The sequence below is a fragment of the Streptomyces sp. NBC_00490 genome, assembly GCF_036013645.1.
Classification (GTDB): Bacteria; Actinomycetota; Actinomycetes; order Streptomycetales; family Streptomycetaceae; genus Streptomyces; species Streptomyces canus_F.
In genome coordinates this window covers 8,878,005-8,894,865 of record NZ_CP107869.1, presented here as the reverse complement: position 1 = coordinate 8,894,865, position 16,861 = coordinate 8,878,005, and the positions used below count along the sequence as shown (strand labels likewise).

Genomic DNA, 16,861 nt, shown 5'->3' with positions numbered 1-16,861 from the left:
GCTACCGAGCGGGCCGGACGAAAACTTATCCAGAACTGCTCAGTCGGCCGAGGCCCTCGGTCGCGTCCACGCCTTCGTGAAGCACGTCGGCACGGCGATCGTCGCGGTCTGCCCGCGGTACGTCCTCGGTGACCGGCCGACGATGTCGCGGAAGGTGCGGCTGAAGGTCCCCGGGCTGCCGAAGCCGACCGCGAAGCAGATGTCGGTCACGCTGCGGTCGGTCTCCCGCAGCAGGAACATCGCCCGCTCGACCCGGCGCCGCTGGAGATAGCGGTGCGGTGTCTCCCCGAACGTGGCACGGAAGGTGCGGGCGAAGTGCGCCGGGGACACATGGGCGATCCGGGCCAGGGCCGGCACGTCCAGCGGCTGCGCGTACGCGCGGTCCATGGCGTCCCGGGCCCGCAGCATGCGGCGGTTGCTCTCTTCGGCGGTGCGGCTCACCCCGCCATCACATCACCTCCGCGACCAGCGCCGAGTGGATCCAGCCGGGTCGGTGCGACGTCGCGGGCTGGGCGGCCAGCGCGAGGGAGCGGCGGTCGGCGTGGCTGCCGGGCGGGATGACGTCCCGTACCTCCACCTCGGCCACCAGCCCCCGCGCCGACACCACCCGCCACACCGAGGCGAGCAGTGTGTCCTCGCCGACGAAGGCGGCCGCGGTGCTGGCCGTGCCGCCGTCGAGCCGGTAGCGCAGCCGCACCGGCTGAACGGGGACCCCGGCGTCCAGGGCGGCCTGGAACACGGCCCGGCGGAAGGTGCCCTGGGCACGTCCGCACCAGGTGCTGCCCTCGGGGAACACCGCGACCGCCTGCCCGCCGCGGAGTCCCTGTGCGATCCGGGCGACCGTGTCCGGGAGGGCGCGCAGCCGGTCCCGCTCGATGAACAGCGCGGCCCGGGCCACCACCGCGCCCGCCATCGGCCACTGCCGGATCTCGGTCTTGGCGACCATCCGGGCCGGGCGCACGGCGGCAAGCAGCGGGATGTCCAGCCAGGAGATGTGGTTGGCGACCAGGAGCAGCCCGCCGCTGGGCGCGGCGGCGCCGGTGACCCGGACCCGGACCCCAGCGGCCCGTACGATCCACCGGCACCACCGCCGCACCGACTCGGCGGGGATCAGCCCGCCGAACGGCGACAGCACGACCCCGGCGAGCACCAGGACCAGGACCGCCGCCAGGCGCAGCACGGCGCGCGGTACCGCCGTGCCGGACCCGGTCGGCTCCACACACGCCCCGGGGGTGCAGGGCGCGCTGGGCAGCCAGCCGCTCATCAGGCCGGTACGAGGGAGAGGAAGTGCCGCAGATAGCGCGGGTCGACGCGGCGCATCGACAGCAGCACGTACAGGTCGGCGACCCCGAAGTCCGGGTCGTGGGCGGGCTCCCCGCAGACCCAGGCGCCGAGGCGGAGGTAGCCGCGCAGCAGGGCGGGCAGCTCACCGCGGCCGGCGGCTGGCTGTCCCGGGGCCCAGGGCAGCAGCGGTCGTACGCGGTACTCCTGCGGTGCCAGGTGCTTGTCCCGCACCCGCTCCCAGGCCGCCGACGCCAGCGCGCCGCCGTCCGCGAGCGGGATCGAGCAGCAGCCGGCCAGCCACTCGTGGCCGCGGTCGAGCATGTAGCGGGCGATGCCGGCCCAGATGAGCCCGATCACGGCGCCGTCCCGGTGGTCGGGGTGCACGCAGGAGCGGCCGACCTCGACGAGGCCGGGCCGCAGGGCGTCGATGCGGGACAGGTCGAACTCGCTCTCCGAGTACAGCCGTCCGGCCACCGCGGCCCGCTCCGGCGGCAGCAGCCGATAGGTGCCGACGACCTGGCCGGTGAGGGTGTCGGTGACGAGCAGGTGGTCGCAGTAGGCGTCGAAGGGATCGACGTCGTGGCCCGGCTGCGGGGAGGACAGCAGGGCGCCCATCTCTCCGGCGAACACGTCGTGCCGCAGCCGCTGGGCGGCGCGTACGTCGGACTCGTCGCGGGCGAGGGTGACGGTGTAGCGGGTGGAAGCGGCGGAAAGGGGCGGGGAGGCCGGAGCGGATACGGCGGTCATGGCTCACTCCAGGTCACGGGCCGGTTCGGGGACGGCACCCGGTGGGCCGGTGGGTCCGGCCCGCACCCTCTGTTCTTCCTGCGCCGATTGGCGTGTACGTGACCGGTTCCGGGAGCGCGGGTGTGGGGAGGCTGAACGGCTCGGGCCGGGTGTCGGGCGTGCCGGGCTCCGTCGACGGGCCGGTGTCGGACAGGTGGCCGACGGGGTGAGGCAACCCCGGGCCCCGCAGGACCGTCTCTCTTCCGGAACTGATCACCGGCAATGGAGGCGCACGCGCGTGGGGGAACCGTCGGTACAGGCGCTGGATGAGTTGCCCTGGGAGCGGCTGACGTCGATGTATCCCGGCGTGTCGATCCAGGAGGTCCGCCGGGTGCTGCTCCATCTCCTGCGCAGCGGTCCGGCGTCGACCGAGGACGACTGCTGGCCGCTGTTCTCCGCCCTGGCGCAACAGGAGCTCGGTGTCGGCCCGGCGGCCACGGCCACCCTGCCGTTCGTCGTCGCGCTCGCCGCCGACCCCCGCACGGGCGCCCGCGGCACGCTCGTCGAGCTGCTGGACAGCCTGGCCTCGTGTGCGCAGCACTGCGCGCCGCACCTGGTGGACCCGGGCTGGCCGCAGGCCTGGGAACGGGAGCGCGCCACGATCCAGGCCCTGCTCTGCGACCCGGATCCGACGGTACGACGGCTGGCCGTGCCCCTCGCGGAGGGTTCCGCCCGGCTGCTGGAGCGGTGGCGGACCGAGCCGGATCTGTCGGTACGGCTGCCCGTGCTGTTCATGCTGGGCCGGCTCCCCGAGGACACCGAGGTCCGCGCGGTCCTGGCCGAGGCACTGCGGGACGACGACCCCGTCGTACGGGCCGCGGCGGTGCACGCCGCCTCGGGGTCGGACCCCGGGATCGCGCTGCGGGAACGGGAGCAGTTGCTGGCAGCCCTCGTCGACCCCGCCGTACGGTCACGCTGGGAGGCGGTCTGGTACATGCCGGACGGGGAACACCCGTTCACCCGCGAGGCGGTCGCCTTCTGGACAGCCGTCCTGTTCGAGGGCACGCCTGCCGAGGCGACCGCGTTCCTGACGCGGCTGGCCGCGAGGGCGGACCCGGCCGAGGACACCGATCTGCTGCTGGCCGTACTGGACCACTCCTGGCGGCTGCTGACCCGCCGACGGTCCGTCGAACCCGCGCTGGTCCCGCTCGCCGCCGGTCTCCTGGACCACTCCGACCCTGCCGTGCGCTACCGGGCCGTCCATCTCCTCGCCGCTCTCGGCCCCGGGGCCGCCGCCCACGCCGACCGGCTCGCCGCGCTGCTCGACGACCCCGGCGAGGACGAGTTCCTGGAGGGCACCGTCGGCGAGCACGCCCGCTGGGCGCTGACCCGGATGGACGACCCGCGGGCACTGCCGGGCCTGGTCGAGGGACTCTGCGCGACCTGGCGCGAGCGCCAGGGCCGGGGCTACGTCATCAGCGACCCGCGCAGCCCCGACCTCGCGGACGTCCTGGGCCCGCTCCGGGCGCACGCGGAGACTCTCCTGCCCGCGGTGCGGGAGGAGTTGCGGCGGGAACTGGCCGACCCCGACCTGCCCGGCTCCGTGCTGGCCGATCTCCTGACGACGCTCAAGACCTGGGGACCGGCCGCGCTGCCCGCGCTGCCGGAGGTCACGGCCGCCCTGGCGGACCGCTTCCGCCGGCACGAAGCCGCCATGGCACTCGCGGCGATGGGCCCCGCTGCTGTCTCCGCCGCACCCGCGCTACGCGAGCAGATGGCCCTCCAACCACCGGAGAACCGCCGGTGGTTGCACTGGGTCCTCTGGCGCGTCGGCGGCGCGGACCCGGCCGAGGCGCTGCGGGCGCTCGGCGAAACCCTGCCGAAGCCGGGCGAGCCGCCGTACTTCCCGTTCGGTCAGCTCGCCGACTTCGGCCGCCGGGCCGCGCCGTACGCCGACGAGCTGCGGCGCATTCTGGCGGAGGCCGACGACGTCTTCGGCGTGGAGGTGGCCATAGCCCTGTGGACGGTGACGGAGGTACCCGAGCCCGCCCGCCCGCTTCTGGAGGAGCAGGTGCTCGCGTTCGCCTCGGGTGACCACGAGTTCTACGGCCTGTTCCACTCCGCGTTGCGGACGCTGATCCGCTTCCGCGCGATCGGCCCGGCGGTACGGGACGCCCTGCGGGCGCTGCGCGACCAGGACCGTCGTATCTCGGCGTACGGCGACTATCGCGCGATCCTCCAGGACGAGGAGTTCCGCGAGCTGATCGACGAGGCGCTGGCCGTGTGAACTTGGCGGGACCGGGGTTGAGCACCACGCCCGGTCCCGCCCGTCCGCACGGGACGGCGAACGGTCGGTGAGGGGCGCTACCGCTTCGCCACCTTGCGGGTGGCTCGTAGCCATTCCTTGTTCATGGCGGTGATGGAGACCAGCGGGATGCCCTTGGGGCAGGCGGTCGCGCATTCGCCGGCCAGCGTGCAGCCGCCGAAGCCCTCTTCGTCCATCTGCGCCACCATGTCCAGCACCCGGGTCTCCCGCTCGGGAGCGCCCTGGGGCAGTACGTTGAGGTGGTTGACCTTGGCCGAGGTGAACAGCATCGCCGCCCCGTTGGGACACGCGGCGACGCAGGCACCGCAGCCGATGCACTCCGCGTGCTCGAACGCGACGTCCGCGTCCGGCTTGGGCACCGGCGTGGCGTGGGCCTCCGGTGCGGCGCCGGTGGGTGCGGTGATGTAGCCGCCGGCCTGGATGATCCGGTCGAAGGCGGTGCGGTCGACGACCAGGTCCTTGATCACCGGGAAGGCCGAGGCCCGCCACGGCTCGATGTCGATCGTGTCGCCGTCCTGGAAGGACCGCATGTGCAGCTGACAGGTGGTCGTCCGCTCGGGCCCGTGCGCATCGCCGTTGATCACGAGCGAGCAGGCGCCGCAGATGCCTTCACGGCAGTCGTGGTCGAAGGCGACCGGGTCCTCGCCGCGCAGGATGAGTTCCTCGTTGAGGGTGTCGAGCATCTCCAGGAACGACATGTCCGAGGAGATTCCGTCCACCTGGTAGGTGGACATGGCGCCTTCGGTGGCGGCGTTCTTCTGGCGCCAGACGCGCAGGGTGAGCTTCATGCGTAGCTCCGCTGGGTGGGGTGGACGTACTCGAAGACCAGGTCTTCCCGGTGCAGAACAGGGGCATCACCGGTGCCGGTGAACTCCCAGGCGGCCGCGTAGGCGAACTCGTCGTCCTTGCGGGCCGCTTCACCGTCGGGGGTCTGGGACTCCTCGCGGAAGTGGCCGCCGCAGGACTCGGCGCGGTGCAGTGCGTCCAGGCACATCAGCTCGGCCAGCTCCAGGTAGTCGACGATCCGGTTCGCCTTCTCCAGTGACTGGTTGAACTCTTCACCGGTGCCGGGGACCTTGATGCGGCGCCAGAACTCCTCGCGGATCTGCGGGATCCGCTCCAACGCCTTGCGCAGCCCGGCATCGGTGCGGGCCATGCCGCAGAACTCCCACATCAGTTCCCCGACTTCGCGGTGGAAGGAGTCGGGGGTGCGGTCGCCGTCCACGGACAGCAGCAGATGCAGCCGGTCTTCGGTCTCCGCCAGCACCTCCTGCACGGCCGGGTGTTCGGCCGTCACGGTGGACTGGTGGGGGTTGCGGGCCAGGTAGTCGTTGATGGTCGCCGGGAGGACGAAGTACCCGTCGGCGAGACCCTGCATCAGGGCCGAGGCGCCGAGGCGGTTCGCGCCGTGGTCGGAGAAGTTGGCCTCGCCGACCGCGAACAAGCCGGGGATGGTGGTCTGGAGGTCGTAGTCGACCCACAAACCGCCCATCGTGTAGTGCACGGCGGGATAGATCCGCATCGGCACCTCGTACGGATCCTCATCCGTGATCCGCTGGTACATGTCGAAGAGGTTGCCGTACTTGGCCTCGACGGCTTTACGGCCCATGCGTTCGATGGCGTCGGCGAAGTCGAGGTAGACGCCCTGGCCGCCCGGGCCCACTCCCCTGCCCTCATCGCAGACGTTCTTCGCGGCACGCGAGGCGATGTCGCGCGGGACCAGGTTGCCGAACGACGGATAGATGCGCTCCAGGTAGTAGTCCCGCTCCTCCTCCGGAATCCGGTGCGCCGGGCGGGTGTCGCCCTTGGCCTTCGGCACCCAGATCCGGCCGTCATTACGCAACGACTCACTCATCAACGTCAGCTTCGACTGGTGATCACCGGTGCGCGGAATGCACGTCGGGTGGATCTGCGTGAAACACGGGTTGGCGAAATAGGCACCGCGGCGATGGGCCCGCCAGACGGCCGTCGCGTTGGAGTTCATGGCGTTGGTCGACAGGTAGAAGACGTTGCCGTAACCACCTGAGGCCAGCACCACCGCGTCCGCGAAATACGTGTCGATGCGACCGGTGATCAAATCCCGCGCGACGATCCCCCGCGCCTTCCCGTCCACGACGATCAGATCCAGCATCTCGGTCCGCGCGTGCATCTCAATGTTCCCGGCCGCGATCTGCCGGCTCAGCGCCTGATACGCACCCAGCAGCAACTGCTGACCCGTCTGACCCCGCGCATAGAACGTCCGCGACACCTGCACCCCACCAAAGGAGCGGGTATCCAGCAGACCGCCGTACTCCCGCGCGAACGGCACCCCCTGCGCCACACACTGATCGATGATCTCGACCGAGATCTGCGCCAGCCGGTGCACATTCGACTCCCGCGCCCGGAAGTCCCCGCCCTTGACGGTGTCGTAGAAGAGCCGGTGGATGGAGTCGCCGTCATTGCGGTAGTTCTTCGCCGCGTTGATACCACCCTGCGCGGCAATCGAATGGGCGCGGCGCGGGGAGTCCTGATAGCAGAACTGCACGACGTGATAGCCCTGTTCGGCAAGCGTCGCACCCGCAGAACCACCCGCCAGACCGGTCCCGACGACGATCACCGTGTGCTTGCGCCGGTTGGCGGGGTTGACCAGCTTCGCCTCGAAGCGGCGCCTGTCCCAGCGCTCGGCCACGGGCCCTGTCGGAGCCTTGGTGTCGACGACCGGTTCGCCGGTCGCGTAGTCGGTGTAAGAAGTCATCTTCAGCTCACCACTCCGGTCATCACGCTCACGGGCACGACGAGGAAGCCGACCGTGAGCACCAGCGCGAGGATGTCGGCCGTGGCCTTGAGGGCCCGGTCGCGGGTGCGGTTGCCGGCGCCCAGCGTTTGGGCGGCGCTCCAGAAGCCGTGCCGGACGTGCAGGCCCAGGGCCGAGACCGCCAGGATGTAGATGACGTTGCCGTACCAGGTGGAGAAGGTGTCCACGACGTTCTGGTACGGCCGCCCCTCCTGGAAACCGCCCGAGTGCACGGTGCCGGTCGTCAGGTCCAGCAGGTGCCAGACGATGAACAGGCCGAGGATGATCCCGCCCCACCGCATGGTCCGCGTCGCATAGCTGGACCGCGGCTTCTTGTGCACGTACTTGGTCGGGCGCGCCTTGATGTCGCGGCGGCTGAGCTGGTACGCCGAGATCGCGTGGGCGACCACCGCGGCCACCAGCACGACCCGGATCACCCACAGCGTCCACTCGTAGTGCATGAAGGGCTCGCCGAGCGTGCGCAGCCAGTGCGCGTAGTGGTTGAACTCCCCCGGCCCGAAGAAGATCTTCAGGTTGCCGATCATGTGGACGACCAGGTACATCAGCATGATCAGCCCGCTGACCGCCATGACGGTCTTCTTGCCGACGGAGCTGTCCCACACCGTGCGTGCCATGGACGGTCGTCGGTCCGTCCGCGTTGCCAGAGCCATGAGTCAAGACGCTAGGGCCCATCAGGCCGATCGGTCCAAGACATGGTCCGGCTTGATTCGATAGGCAACGGCTATCGTACGAGGATGCAGTTCCAGCAGCTCCAGTACTTCGTGGCGGTCGCCGAGACCCGGCACTTCACCCGCGCCGCCGACCTGGTCCACGTGGCGCAGCCGTCCCTGTCCCAGCAGATCAAGGCGCTGGAGCGGGAGCTCGGGGCCGATCTGTTCCAGCGGGCGCGGGGCAACATCACCCTCACCGACGCGGGCGAGGCGCTGCTTCCGCTGGCCCGCCGAATCCTGGCCGACGCGGACACGGCCCGGCACGAGGTGCAGGAACTGGTCCAGCTCCGCAGCGGCCGGGTCCGGCTGGGTGCCACGCCGAGTCTGTGCACGGGTCTGCTGCCGGACGTGCTGCGCGCCTTCCACGACCGCTATCCCGGCATCCGGCTGCTGATCGAGGAAGGCGGTTCCCACGATCTCGTACGGGAGCTCGCGCGCGGCGCCCTCGATCTGGCCCTGGTCGTCCTCCCGCTGCCGACGCCCTCCCCCGCGCTGACGACGGTGGAACTGCTGCGCGAGGACCTGGTCGTCGTCTCGTCGCCGGAGGCCCCCGCACCCGGCGGCCCCACCCGCCGCACCGTACGCATCGCCGACCTGGAGGGCGAGCGGCTCGTGATGTTCCGGCACGGCTACGACCTGCGGGAACTCACGGTGGCCGCATGCCGCGCCGAGGGCTTCGAGCCGGACTTCGCGGTGGAGGGCGGCGAGATGGACGCGGTGCTGGGATTCGTCCGGGCGGGGCTGGGCGTGGCCGTCGTACCGCGGATGGTGGCCGCGCGCTCGGGACGGGGGCTACGGGTCACCCCGCTGGCCCGGCCGGGGCTGCACCGGACCATCGCGCTGGCCCACCGCAGCGACGTGGCCCCGCCCCGGGCGGCGCGGGAGTTGCAGCGTATGTTGCTGGAACGTTGAGACGGAGGGACCGTTGGAGCCGAGTTTCAGGCCGGGCGATGTGCTGCGCGTGAGCTGCCCGGACACCCCGGCCACGGTGGCCTGCGTCTCCCGGGACGACATCTCCCTGGACTGGCCCTGGTGGCGGCGGGACCCCGACTGCGACTGGATCCACTGGAACGGACGGGTGGCCCTGCCGTTCGGCACCGCCCCCGGCGACCGTTCCCTGTTCCGCACCGATCCGCCGCCGGACCGGCTCACCGTCGGCGACACCTGCACGGTCGGGATCCCTGCGGTCGTGGCGCACGTCATCCGGGTCGACCGCTTCGACCCGCCCCTGGAGACGGGACGGCTGCCCCGCCCCACCGTGTCGGTGACGGTCCTGGAGGCCGGGGTGGCCCGCGACCCGGAGCCCGGGGAGTTCGACGAGCAGGGCGAGGAGTTCTACCCCGAGGACGACATCCCCTTCGTCCTCGAACTCGTGCTGCGCCCCTACGCGTTCCTCGAACCCGGTGACGAGATCGCGGACGCCGCGGGGCGGGCCTGGCGCTTCGACGGGCCCTGGGAGTGGTGGCCCTTCGACGGGGCGGGGCCGGGCATCCCCGTGTGGCCGTTGACCCTGCTCGCCCGGGGCGGCAACCCGCTCGCGCCGGACGCGCCGGATCCGGTCGCGCGGGCCACCGCGACCGGCTCGCACGCGGAGGAGGCGGCGCGGTGGCAGGCGCTGACGCGGGTGCCGCCGGCCGGCGTCGCGGGGCCGTGACGGCTCGCCCCGTCCCGCGTCGCCGTACGACCGTGACGGTTCAGCCCGTCGCGTCCACCAGCGCCAGCTGGTGCAGCCGTTCCGGCGGCCCCGGCCGGGCGTAGTACCAGCCCTGGGCCGTGTCGCAGCCCAGTATCCGCAGCTGTTCGGCCTGGGCGCCCGTCTCCACGCCCTCGACCGTGACCGCGAGGTCGAGGCTGTGGGCCAGGGAGACGATCCCCTCGACGATCTTGAGGTCGACGGGGTCCGCCGGGAACTGCTGCATGCTCTGGGTGAAGGAGCGGTCCAGTTTGAGGACGCTCACCGGGAGGCGGCGCAGGTTGGCGAGGTTGGAGTAGCCGGTGCCGAAGTCGTCCAGGGCGATGTCGACGCCCATCTCGGCCAGTCGGCGCAGCGGCTTCAGCAGGTCGTCGTCGGCGCCGATCAGCGCCGACTCCGTGACCTCCAGGCACAGCGCGTCCGGCTCCACCCCCGCGCGCTCCAGGATGTCCACCGTGTCCTGGACCAGACCGGGGTGGGTGAGCTGGCACGGCGACAGGTTGACGTTGATGCGGAGCGGGCCGGCTTCCTCGTGGCGCTCGCGCCACGCGCGGGCCTGGCGGACCGACTGCTCCAGGACCCAGCGGCCCAACGGGACGATCAGGCCGGTGTGTTCGGCGAGCGGGATGAAGCGGTCCGGGCCCAGGACGCCGTGCTGCGGATGCAGCCAGCGCACCAGCGCCTCCGCGCCGCGCACGCTGCCGTCGCCGAGGTGCACCAGCGGCTGGTACTCGATGAAGAACTCGCCGCGTTCCAGGGCCGTCGGCAGGGCGGTGGTCAGACCGTGGCGGGTGATCGCGCGGGCGTCCGCCTCCGCGTCGGCGAGCTCGAAGCGGTTGCCGCCCGACGCCTTGGCCCGGTACATCGTGATGTCCGCGCTGCGCAGCACCTCCGCCGCGCTGCGCTCCCCCGCCGGGCCCTCGACGATGCCGATGCTGCCGCGCACGGTCAGTTCCCGGCCGTCGACGCTGATCGGGGCGAGCAGCGCGTTCATGATCCGCGAGGCCAGCTCGTCGACCTCGCGCTGGGTGTCGGTGCCCGTCGTCAGCGCGACGAACTCGTCACCGCCCAGACGGGCGACCATCTCGCCGGGCGCGGTCGTGCAGGACTGGAGCCGGTCGGCGACCTCGACGAGCAGCCGGTCGCCGGCCGCGTGGCCGAGGCTGTCGTTGATGGTCTTGAAGCCGTCCAGGTCGAGGTAGCACAGGCCGAAGCGCTGGCCGGGGCCGGCGCCCAGCGCCTTCTCCAGCCGTTCGAAGAAGAACGTGCGGTTCGGCAGGCCGGTGAGCGCGTCGTGCGTGGCCTCGTATCGCAGCCGGAGGTTGAGCAGCCGGCGCTCGGTCGTGTCCTCCATCAGCGCGAGCTGGTACTGCGGGTTGCCGTCCGCGTCCCGGAGCAGGGAGACGGTCAGATTGGTCCACAGGACCGTTCCGTCAGAGCGGGAGAACGCCTTTTCCAGGTGGTAGTGCTCGCGCTCGCCGCGGACGAGTTCGTCGTAGAGGGTCCAGGTCTGGGGCGCGTCCTCGGGGTGCGTCCACTCCATGACGTTGCGGCCGCGCATCATCTGCTCGTTGATGCCGAACATGCGCAGCAGCGCCTCGTTGACCTGGAGGATGTTGCCCTCCAGGTCGGCCATGCCGATCCCTATGGCGGCGCCCTCGAAGACCGCGCGGAAGCGGGCCTCGCTCGCGTGCAGCGCCTGCGCCACCACGCCCTGCGCCGTCAGCGCGGCCGCCGAGATGGCCTCCTGCTCGGCCAGGGTCCGCTCGCGCAGCGCCGAGGCGAACCCGGCGGCCATGGCGTGCTGGAGCCGCGAGGCACGTACCCGCAGGTCCTCCTGGTCGCCGTCGCCGCCGCAGTACAGCACGAGGTAGGCGTCGACGCAGTCCAGTGTCCGGCTGAGCGCCTCCGGGTCGGTGCAGTGCACCGTGACGAGCGCGGCGCCCAGCGCACGGCCCTCGTCCGCGTCGAAGGTCCTCGCCCGCAGCGCCTCGCTCAACCGGCGGGCCAGCGGCAGGAGTTGTTCCTCGAACTCGGGCCGGGTCGAGGACGTCGTGGTCACCGGGAAGACGGCCCGGCTCCAGATCGTCGCGAACCGGCGCAGTCTGCCCTCCGGCCCGTCCGGCTCGGCGATCACGCGGTACGCCCCACGCCGGCGAACCCGGAGAAGGCCCAGGGATCCTCGTCGTCGGGGTCCCAGGTCTCCGACTCCGGCCGCCAGTGCGGCATCGGCACCAGTCCCGGTTCCACCATGTCGTACCCCTCGAAGAACCGCGCGATGTCGTCGCGCGAGCGCATGATCAGCGGGTTGCGGATGTCCTTGTACACGTCGACCGCGCCGGTGGCCCGCTCGGCCGGCAGCGGGATTCCCTCGTAGGAGGCGTGTGTGAGCACCAGCAGGCTGCCGGGCGCGAGCGCGTCACGCAGCTCGGCCACCGCATCGTACGGGTCGTCCTCGTCTTCCACGAAGTGCAGTATGGCAACGAGAAGCAGGGCCACCGGCCGGTTCAGGTCGATCAGTTGCTGTACTTCGGCGCTCGCGAGGATCTCCTGGGGCTTGCGGAGGTCCGCGGCGACGACGCCCGTGTCCGCGTTGTCCCGCAGGACGGCCTCGCTGTGGGCGACCGCCACCGGGTCGTGGTCGACGTAGACGACCCGGGCGCCGGGGCTGGCGGACTGGGCCACCTCGTGGACGCTGCCGAAGGTCGGGATGCCCGAACCGATGTCCAGGAACTGGGTGATGCCCTGGTCCGCCGCGAAGCGCACCGCGCGGCGCATGAACGCCCGGTTCGCCTGCATGATCTTGGGGAGTCCCGGCATGAACTCCATCGCCTTGCGGGCCGCCTCGCGGTCGACCTCGAAGTTGTGCGAACCGCCCAGGTAGAAGTCGTAGATCCGCGAAACGCTAGGCACCGAGATGTCGATGCTCCGTGGGGCCCAGGCGGGACGCTCCATCTATCTCTCCAAGGCGTAGGCGATCCGGTGTTCGAGCTGAGGCTACTGATCGCCTGCCAAAGGAGCGACCCGAACCGGAAATTGACCGTCCGTTCCCGGTCACTGCCTGCGGCACGTGCCTGGTTGAGCATGCCCAAGTCCCGCTGAAACAAGGCAAAACGGCCCGCCCCCTGCGTGCGGTGCGCAGGGGGCGGGCCGGTGGACCGCGCGCGGTGCGCGCTGTCCGGACTCCGCTGTCGCCTCGAACCTCCCTTCCGCGGTGCGGTTCTGACGGGGTGGGGCTGCTCGGGCCTGGGGAGATGACCTACTTCTTGATCGGCTTGCCGTCGGGTGCCACGACGTACCAGGTGCCGCCGACGCCCTGGCCGTTGGTGTCCCCGGGCGCCTTGTCCTGGGCGAAGGTGTAGATGGGCCAGCAGTCGATGGTCTGCTGCTTGACCCCGTCGGGCCGGGTGAAGCTCATCAGGCCCTTCTTCTCGATGCCCTTGGTGTCGTTGGCCTCGACCGGTGCGACGGCCGGCCACTTCTCGAGGCAGGCTCCTTCGCACTTCGAGATCGGGTCGGGCCAGGCCACGTCCTTGATGAAGCGGTAGACCGTCATGCCGTTCTTGTCGACGACGATCTCGCCCAGGTTCGGGTCCTGGCGGGTGGACAGCCCGGGCAGGTCGGCCGCCTCGGCGCCGCCCCCGCCTCCGCCGCCGGCCTTCTTGCCGTCGGCGGCCAGCGCGTACCACTTGCCGCCCACACCCTGGCCGTTGACGTCGCCCGCGTTGACGTCCTTCACATAGCGGTACGCCGGCCAGCCGCCGATCGTCAGCTGCTTGCTGCCGTCGGAGCGGGTGACCTCGCCGAGCAGCGACTTGTCGATGCCGTCGCCGGCCGTGGCGTCGTCCGCGGGCACGGGCGGCCAGGTCTTCGCGCAGTCGCCGTCACAGCTGGACTTCGGCGGCTCGGCGGTGTCCGTGTCGAAGCGGTAGAGAGTCAGCCCGCCGCTGTCCGTCAGCACCTTGCCGAGCTCGGGATTGGTGACGACGGCCAGCTTGCCCGCGGAAGCGGCCGGGGCCGCCGCGGAAGCGGAAGCCGAGGGAGTCGCGCTCCCGTTGCCCAGGCCGGACCCGATGCCGGCGCCCGCGCTGCCGTAACCGCCGGCCGCGGCCGTCGCGCCGACGTTCTGGCTGCTAGCGGACGGGGCTGCTTCCTGGCCGCACGCCGTCGTCAGCGCCAGCACCGCCGCAGCGCTCGCCACGAGCGATGCACTCCGCCAGGAGGTCTTCATCGTCAACTCCCAAAAGTTGTACGGGTGTTGCAGCGCGCCTTCTGCGCCGCCGCACGGCCATGAGTACGGACGGAAGTGGCTGTTGTGTTCAGCGGAGACACATTTTTCTTTTGGGAGCCTGTGACAGGGGCCGCTCACTCGTTCGGGGCAATCCATCGGTACCCGGGAGCGGTGCGGAGCGTTCTGGGTTCATGATCTCCGTCGTGCAGCGACCCGAATCGACTCAATACGCCCCGACCATACGGGTGTTGTTGCTCCTGACCCTGACATGGCTGGCGGTCGGCGTACCGGCGAACACGGCGGCGGCCGACGCCTGCGCCTCCGCCTCGACCGGGCCGGACGGAATCAAGGCGGTGGCGGTCGCCGGAAGCCTCACCTGGCCGACGCCCCCGTCCTGCCCGTCGCCTTCGCCGAGCCCCACGCCCACCCCGGCCCCGACCTGCCCACCCGAGCCGTCACCTACGCCACCCCCGCCTCCTCCCCCACCCCCGAAGCCGAAGCCCACACCGACACCGACACCCACGCCGCCACCGCCACCGGAGCCGGCTCCTCCCGCCCCACGGCCGGCGCCACCCCGGCCACAACCGACCCCCCGCCCTACCCCCACACCCACCCCCACACCACGTCCGACCCCGCCCCCCACGCCGACGGCCGAGCCGGCCCCGGCGCCCGCGGCGGCCCCCGTGCACTACCCGGTGTACAAAGCCCCGCCACCCCGGCAAGCCCCCCGCAGGGGCACGTCGCCGCTCACCTTCGTCCTGCTCATCACGGTGCCCGCGCTGGTCGCCGTCGCCGCGCTGCGTCCGCGCTGATCCCTGGAGGCATCCCTTGCCGGAATGGCTTGTTCTCACCCTCGCGATGCTGGCCGCCTGTGGCGCGGTGGTCGTCATCTCGGTCTTCCGCCACAAGGCGGCGGCCCAGGACGAGGACCCCAGCGAGACCCCGGACGTCATCGAGTACATGACGATGTGGATCGGCGTGGTGTACGCCATCGTCCTGGGCCTGGCCATCGCGGGCGTCTGGGAGGGACGCAGCGCCGCCCAGGACCACGTCCAGGCGGAGGCCGTGGCCCTGCACGAGATCTCGGAGCGTGTGCGGGTCTATCCGGCCGACGCCCGTGACCGCATTCGCGACGATGTCAACGCCTATGTCGGACACGTGGTGAACACCGAGTGGAAGGCGATGGCCGACAACGGCGAGGCCACCCAGCGGGGCGCCGACCTCCTCGAGCGGCTCCGCCACGACGTCACCGACTACGAGCCGCGGACGGACTTCCAGGCCCAGGCCTACCAGCCGCTCGTCGACCAGGTGGCCGCGGCCGACCAGGCGCGCACCGCCCGTATCAACTCGATGGGGGCGACGATGCCGGGCGTGGTGTGGTTCGGGCTGATCGGCGGGGCCGTCGTCACCATCGGCATGGTCCTGGCCCTGCAGATCCGGCGCACGGCGCGCGAGCTGATCCTCGCCGGGATCTTCTCCGCGCTGATCGCCTTCCTGCTCTTCCTGATCTGGGACTTCGACGCGCCCTACAGCCGGGGCATCACGGCGTCCGCGGAGCCGTTCCTGAACCTCTTCCCCGACGCCAGGTCCTGACGCGTCCTCACCCCACCGGGCCGCCGGGGGGGGCGGCCGCCACGCCGTCGGCGTCCCCCGGCCGGCCCACATCTGTGCCCCATTCGCCCGACAGCGTTCGCGCACATGTGCGTACCTTCCTAGCGTTCCGATCATCGAGGTGCATTTCTGGCGCAAGCGGAAAAGGTCCGCTGCTGCTCCTCGGGGACCCGGAGGATTCACCATGCGCGCGATACGCGTAGCTTCGGCCGCTCTGCTGGGCGTCAGTGCCCTCGCCCTCGCCGCACCGGCCGCCGTCGCCCAGGGCGACAACATCACGCCGTTCGGCTTCAGCGTCCTGCCCTCGACCGTCGCGGCGGGCGGCCAGGTCACCCTGCAACTGGACCGGGACAAGGGCGGCTGTGTCGGGTCCGCGACGGTCAGCTCGGGGGTGTTCGACACGATCTCCATCCCGGGCCACCGCTCGTCCGCGACGGCGGTGGTCGACTGGGACGCCAAACCGGGCGCCACGTACAAGGTGACGTTCTCCTGCGACGGGGTCAGCGGTTCGACGCACCTGACCATCGCCACCGGCCGCACGAACCCCACGCCCTACCCCTACCCGTACCCCGACCAGGGTGTGCACGCAGGTGAGGGCGGCACGATCGCCGGGTTCGACCTGAAGGAGATCGGACTCGGTGCCGCGCTCATCGCGGGCTCGGTCGGGGCGGCGTACCACTTCTCGCGCCGCCGCACCGGCGAGGACGGCACCTGACCGCTCCCCCGGACAGGCCGTCGCCCCGGACCCTGGGAAGGGGTTCCGGGGCGACGGCCTGTCACGTGCGCGCAGCTGTTGTCTCCGAAGAGGCAGATCAGATGCGCTTCTCCGAGCGGCGGCGCATCCAGAACACCCCACCGCCGACGGCGGCCGCGGCCACGAGCCCGCCGCCGATGGCCATGTCGGTCGGGGTCGCCCCGTTGGAGCTGCTGCCGCCGAGGCCGCCGCGGACACCGCCGATGACGGTGAAGGCGTCGTCCCTGGTGAGCGGATTCCGGCCGTTGGTGCAGTTGACCGTGATGGAGTAAAGGCCCGGGTTGGCGGTCGAGCTGACGGTGGCGGTGCCCCTGGCCGGGTTGCCGGGGGCCAGGGTCACCGGAGCGGTGAACGCCGGTGAGGTGGCGGTGCCGCCGTTGGAGCAGTTGTCGACGGTGATCGTCAACTGGCCGCCGCGGGCGATGACGCTGGGCAGGGCGACGATGTTGCTCGGGCTGACGGCGCTGCCCGAACCGCCCGGCATCCCGTCGCGCGCTACGGCGGCGGGGGCGGCGAGTCCGAGGGCGGCGACCGCGGCGACAGAGGCCGCCAGGGCACGGGTGGTACGCATGTGATCCTCCGCGGAAGGCGCCCCGGGAACGGTCCCCGGTGGATCGGCGAGAAAGCGCCTCCCACAACGACCCTCAGATGCCGTGCGCGCGGGCGCATTTCGGCGATGGTCCGTCCTGGTGAGAGGACACGCCGAGCGATGAGCACACAATCGGATATTGC

Annotated in this window: 17 protein-coding genes; 6 read left to right on the top strand and 11 right to left on the bottom strand. The window is 71.5% G+C overall.

Features of this window, described 5'->3' with window-relative positions:
• Window positions 1-39: 39 nt before the first annotated feature.
• From OG381_RS40515 to OG381_RS40505, 3 genes are read right to left on the bottom strand one after another with little or no spacing between them, the layout of a single operon-like run.
• Window positions 40-408: a helix-turn-helix domain-containing protein gene (locus tag OG381_RS40515; RefSeq protein ID WP_443062061.1), complete on the bottom strand. Its 369-nt coding sequence runs from the start codon at window positions 406-408 to the stop codon at window positions 40-42.
• Between the two features lie 40 nt (window positions 409-448).
• On the bottom strand, window positions 449-1,264 hold the full coding sequence (locus OG381_RS40510; RefSeq protein WP_327720945.1) for a lysophospholipid acyltransferase family protein: 816 nt from the start codon (window positions 1,262-1,264) through the stop codon (window positions 449-451).
• Entirely contained in the window at window positions 1,264-2,031 is a 768-nt protein-coding gene (locus OG381_RS40505) for a GNAT family N-acetyltransferase (protein ID WP_327720944.1), read from the bottom strand. The genes OG381_RS40510 and OG381_RS40505 overlap by 1 nt, the downstream gene beginning before the upstream one ends.
• A gap of 277 nt (window positions 2,032-2,308) precedes the next feature.
• Between OG381_RS40505 and OG381_RS40500 the strand changes: the two genes are divergently transcribed.
• Window positions 2,309-4,297 (top strand): HEAT repeat domain-containing protein, encoded by a 1,989-nt coding sequence (locus OG381_RS40500; protein ID WP_327720943.1) that lies wholly within the window; start codon window positions 2,309-2,311, stop codon window positions 4,295-4,297.
• A 77-nt stretch (window positions 4,298-4,374) separates the two neighbouring features.
• Here OG381_RS40500 and OG381_RS40495 read toward each other — a convergent pair whose 3' ends face one another.
• From OG381_RS40495 to OG381_RS40485, 3 genes are read right to left on the bottom strand one after another with little or no spacing between them, the layout of a single operon-like run.
• Window positions 4,375-5,124 (bottom strand): succinate dehydrogenase/fumarate reductase iron-sulfur subunit, encoded by a 750-nt coding sequence (locus OG381_RS40495; RefSeq protein ID WP_327720942.1) that lies wholly within the window; start codon window positions 5,122-5,124, stop codon window positions 4,375-4,377.
• Complete coding sequence (locus tag OG381_RS40490) at window positions 5,121-7,070, bottom strand: fumarate reductase/succinate dehydrogenase flavoprotein subunit (protein ID WP_327720941.1); 1,950 nt, start codon at window positions 7,068-7,070, stop codon at window positions 5,121-5,123. The genes OG381_RS40495 and OG381_RS40490 overlap by 4 nt, the downstream gene beginning before the upstream one ends.
• Window positions 7,071-7,072: 2 nt before the next feature.
• Window positions 7,073-7,744 carry a succinate dehydrogenase gene (locus OG381_RS40485; protein ID WP_327722686.1) on the bottom strand — a complete coding sequence of 224 codons (672 nt, stop codon included), beginning with the start codon at window positions 7,742-7,744 and terminating at the stop codon, window positions 7,073-7,075.
• 120 nt (window positions 7,745-7,864) lie between these two features.
• Here OG381_RS40485 and OG381_RS40480 point away from each other — a divergent pair, with 120 nt between their 5' ends.
• Window positions 7,865-8,752: a LysR family transcriptional regulator gene (locus OG381_RS40480; protein ID WP_327720939.1), complete on the top strand. Its 888-nt coding sequence runs from the start codon at window positions 7,865-7,867 to the stop codon at window positions 8,750-8,752.
• A gap of 13 nt (window positions 8,753-8,765) precedes the next feature.
• Window positions 8,766-9,494 carry a hypothetical protein gene (locus OG381_RS40475; protein WP_327720938.1) on the top strand — a complete coding sequence of 243 codons (729 nt, stop codon included), beginning with the start codon at window positions 8,766-8,768 and terminating at the stop codon, window positions 9,492-9,494.
• Window positions 9,495-9,534: 40 nt separating this feature from the next.
• Here OG381_RS40475 and OG381_RS40470 read toward each other — a convergent pair whose 3' ends face one another.
• The 4 genes from OG381_RS40470 to OG381_RS40455 form a co-directional block, all read right to left on the bottom strand.
• On the bottom strand, window positions 9,535-11,670 hold the full coding sequence (locus OG381_RS40470; RefSeq protein ID WP_327720937.1) for a putative bifunctional diguanylate cyclase/phosphodiesterase: 2,136 nt from the start codon (window positions 11,668-11,670) through the stop codon (window positions 9,535-9,537).
• Complete coding sequence (locus OG381_RS40465; protein WP_327720936.1) at window positions 11,667-12,488, bottom strand: SAM-dependent methyltransferase; 822 nt, start codon at window positions 12,486-12,488, stop codon at window positions 11,667-11,669. Before OG381_RS40465 ends, OG381_RS40470 begins: the two co-directional genes overlap by 4 nt.
• Window positions 12,489-12,792: 304 nt before the next feature.
• Entirely contained in the window at window positions 12,793-13,764 is a 972-nt protein-coding gene (locus tag OG381_RS40460; protein ID WP_327720935.1) for an SCO0930 family lipoprotein, read from the bottom strand.
• Between the two features lie 223 nt (window positions 13,765-13,987).
• Window positions 13,988-14,287: a hypothetical protein gene (locus OG381_RS40455; RefSeq protein WP_327720934.1), complete on the bottom strand. Its 300-nt coding sequence runs from the start codon at window positions 14,285-14,287 to the stop codon at window positions 13,988-13,990.
• A gap of 160 nt (window positions 14,288-14,447) precedes the next feature.
• Here OG381_RS40455 and OG381_RS40450 point away from each other — a divergent pair, with 160 nt between their 5' ends.
• From OG381_RS40450 to OG381_RS40440, 3 genes are all read left to right on the top strand, one after another.
• Window positions 14,448-14,576, top strand: a complete 129-nt coding sequence (locus tag OG381_RS40450) for a hypothetical protein (protein ID WP_307023220.1) — start codon at window positions 14,448-14,450, stop codon at window positions 14,574-14,576.
• Window positions 14,577-14,592: 16 nt separating this feature from the next.
• Window positions 14,593-15,357: a bestrophin-like domain gene (locus OG381_RS40445; RefSeq protein WP_327720933.1), complete on the top strand. Its 765-nt coding sequence runs from the start codon at window positions 14,593-14,595 to the stop codon at window positions 15,355-15,357.
• 202 nt (window positions 15,358-15,559) lie between these two features.
• Window positions 15,560-16,090, top strand: a complete 531-nt coding sequence (locus tag OG381_RS40440; protein ID WP_327720932.1) for a hypothetical protein — start codon at window positions 15,560-15,562, stop codon at window positions 16,088-16,090.
• A gap of 97 nt (window positions 16,091-16,187) precedes the next feature.
• Here OG381_RS40440 and OG381_RS40435 read toward each other — a convergent pair whose 3' ends face one another.
• Window positions 16,188-16,700: a hypothetical protein gene (locus OG381_RS40435; protein ID WP_327720931.1), complete on the bottom strand. Its 513-nt coding sequence runs from the start codon at window positions 16,698-16,700 to the stop codon at window positions 16,188-16,190.
• Window positions 16,701-16,861 lie beyond the last annotated feature (161 nt).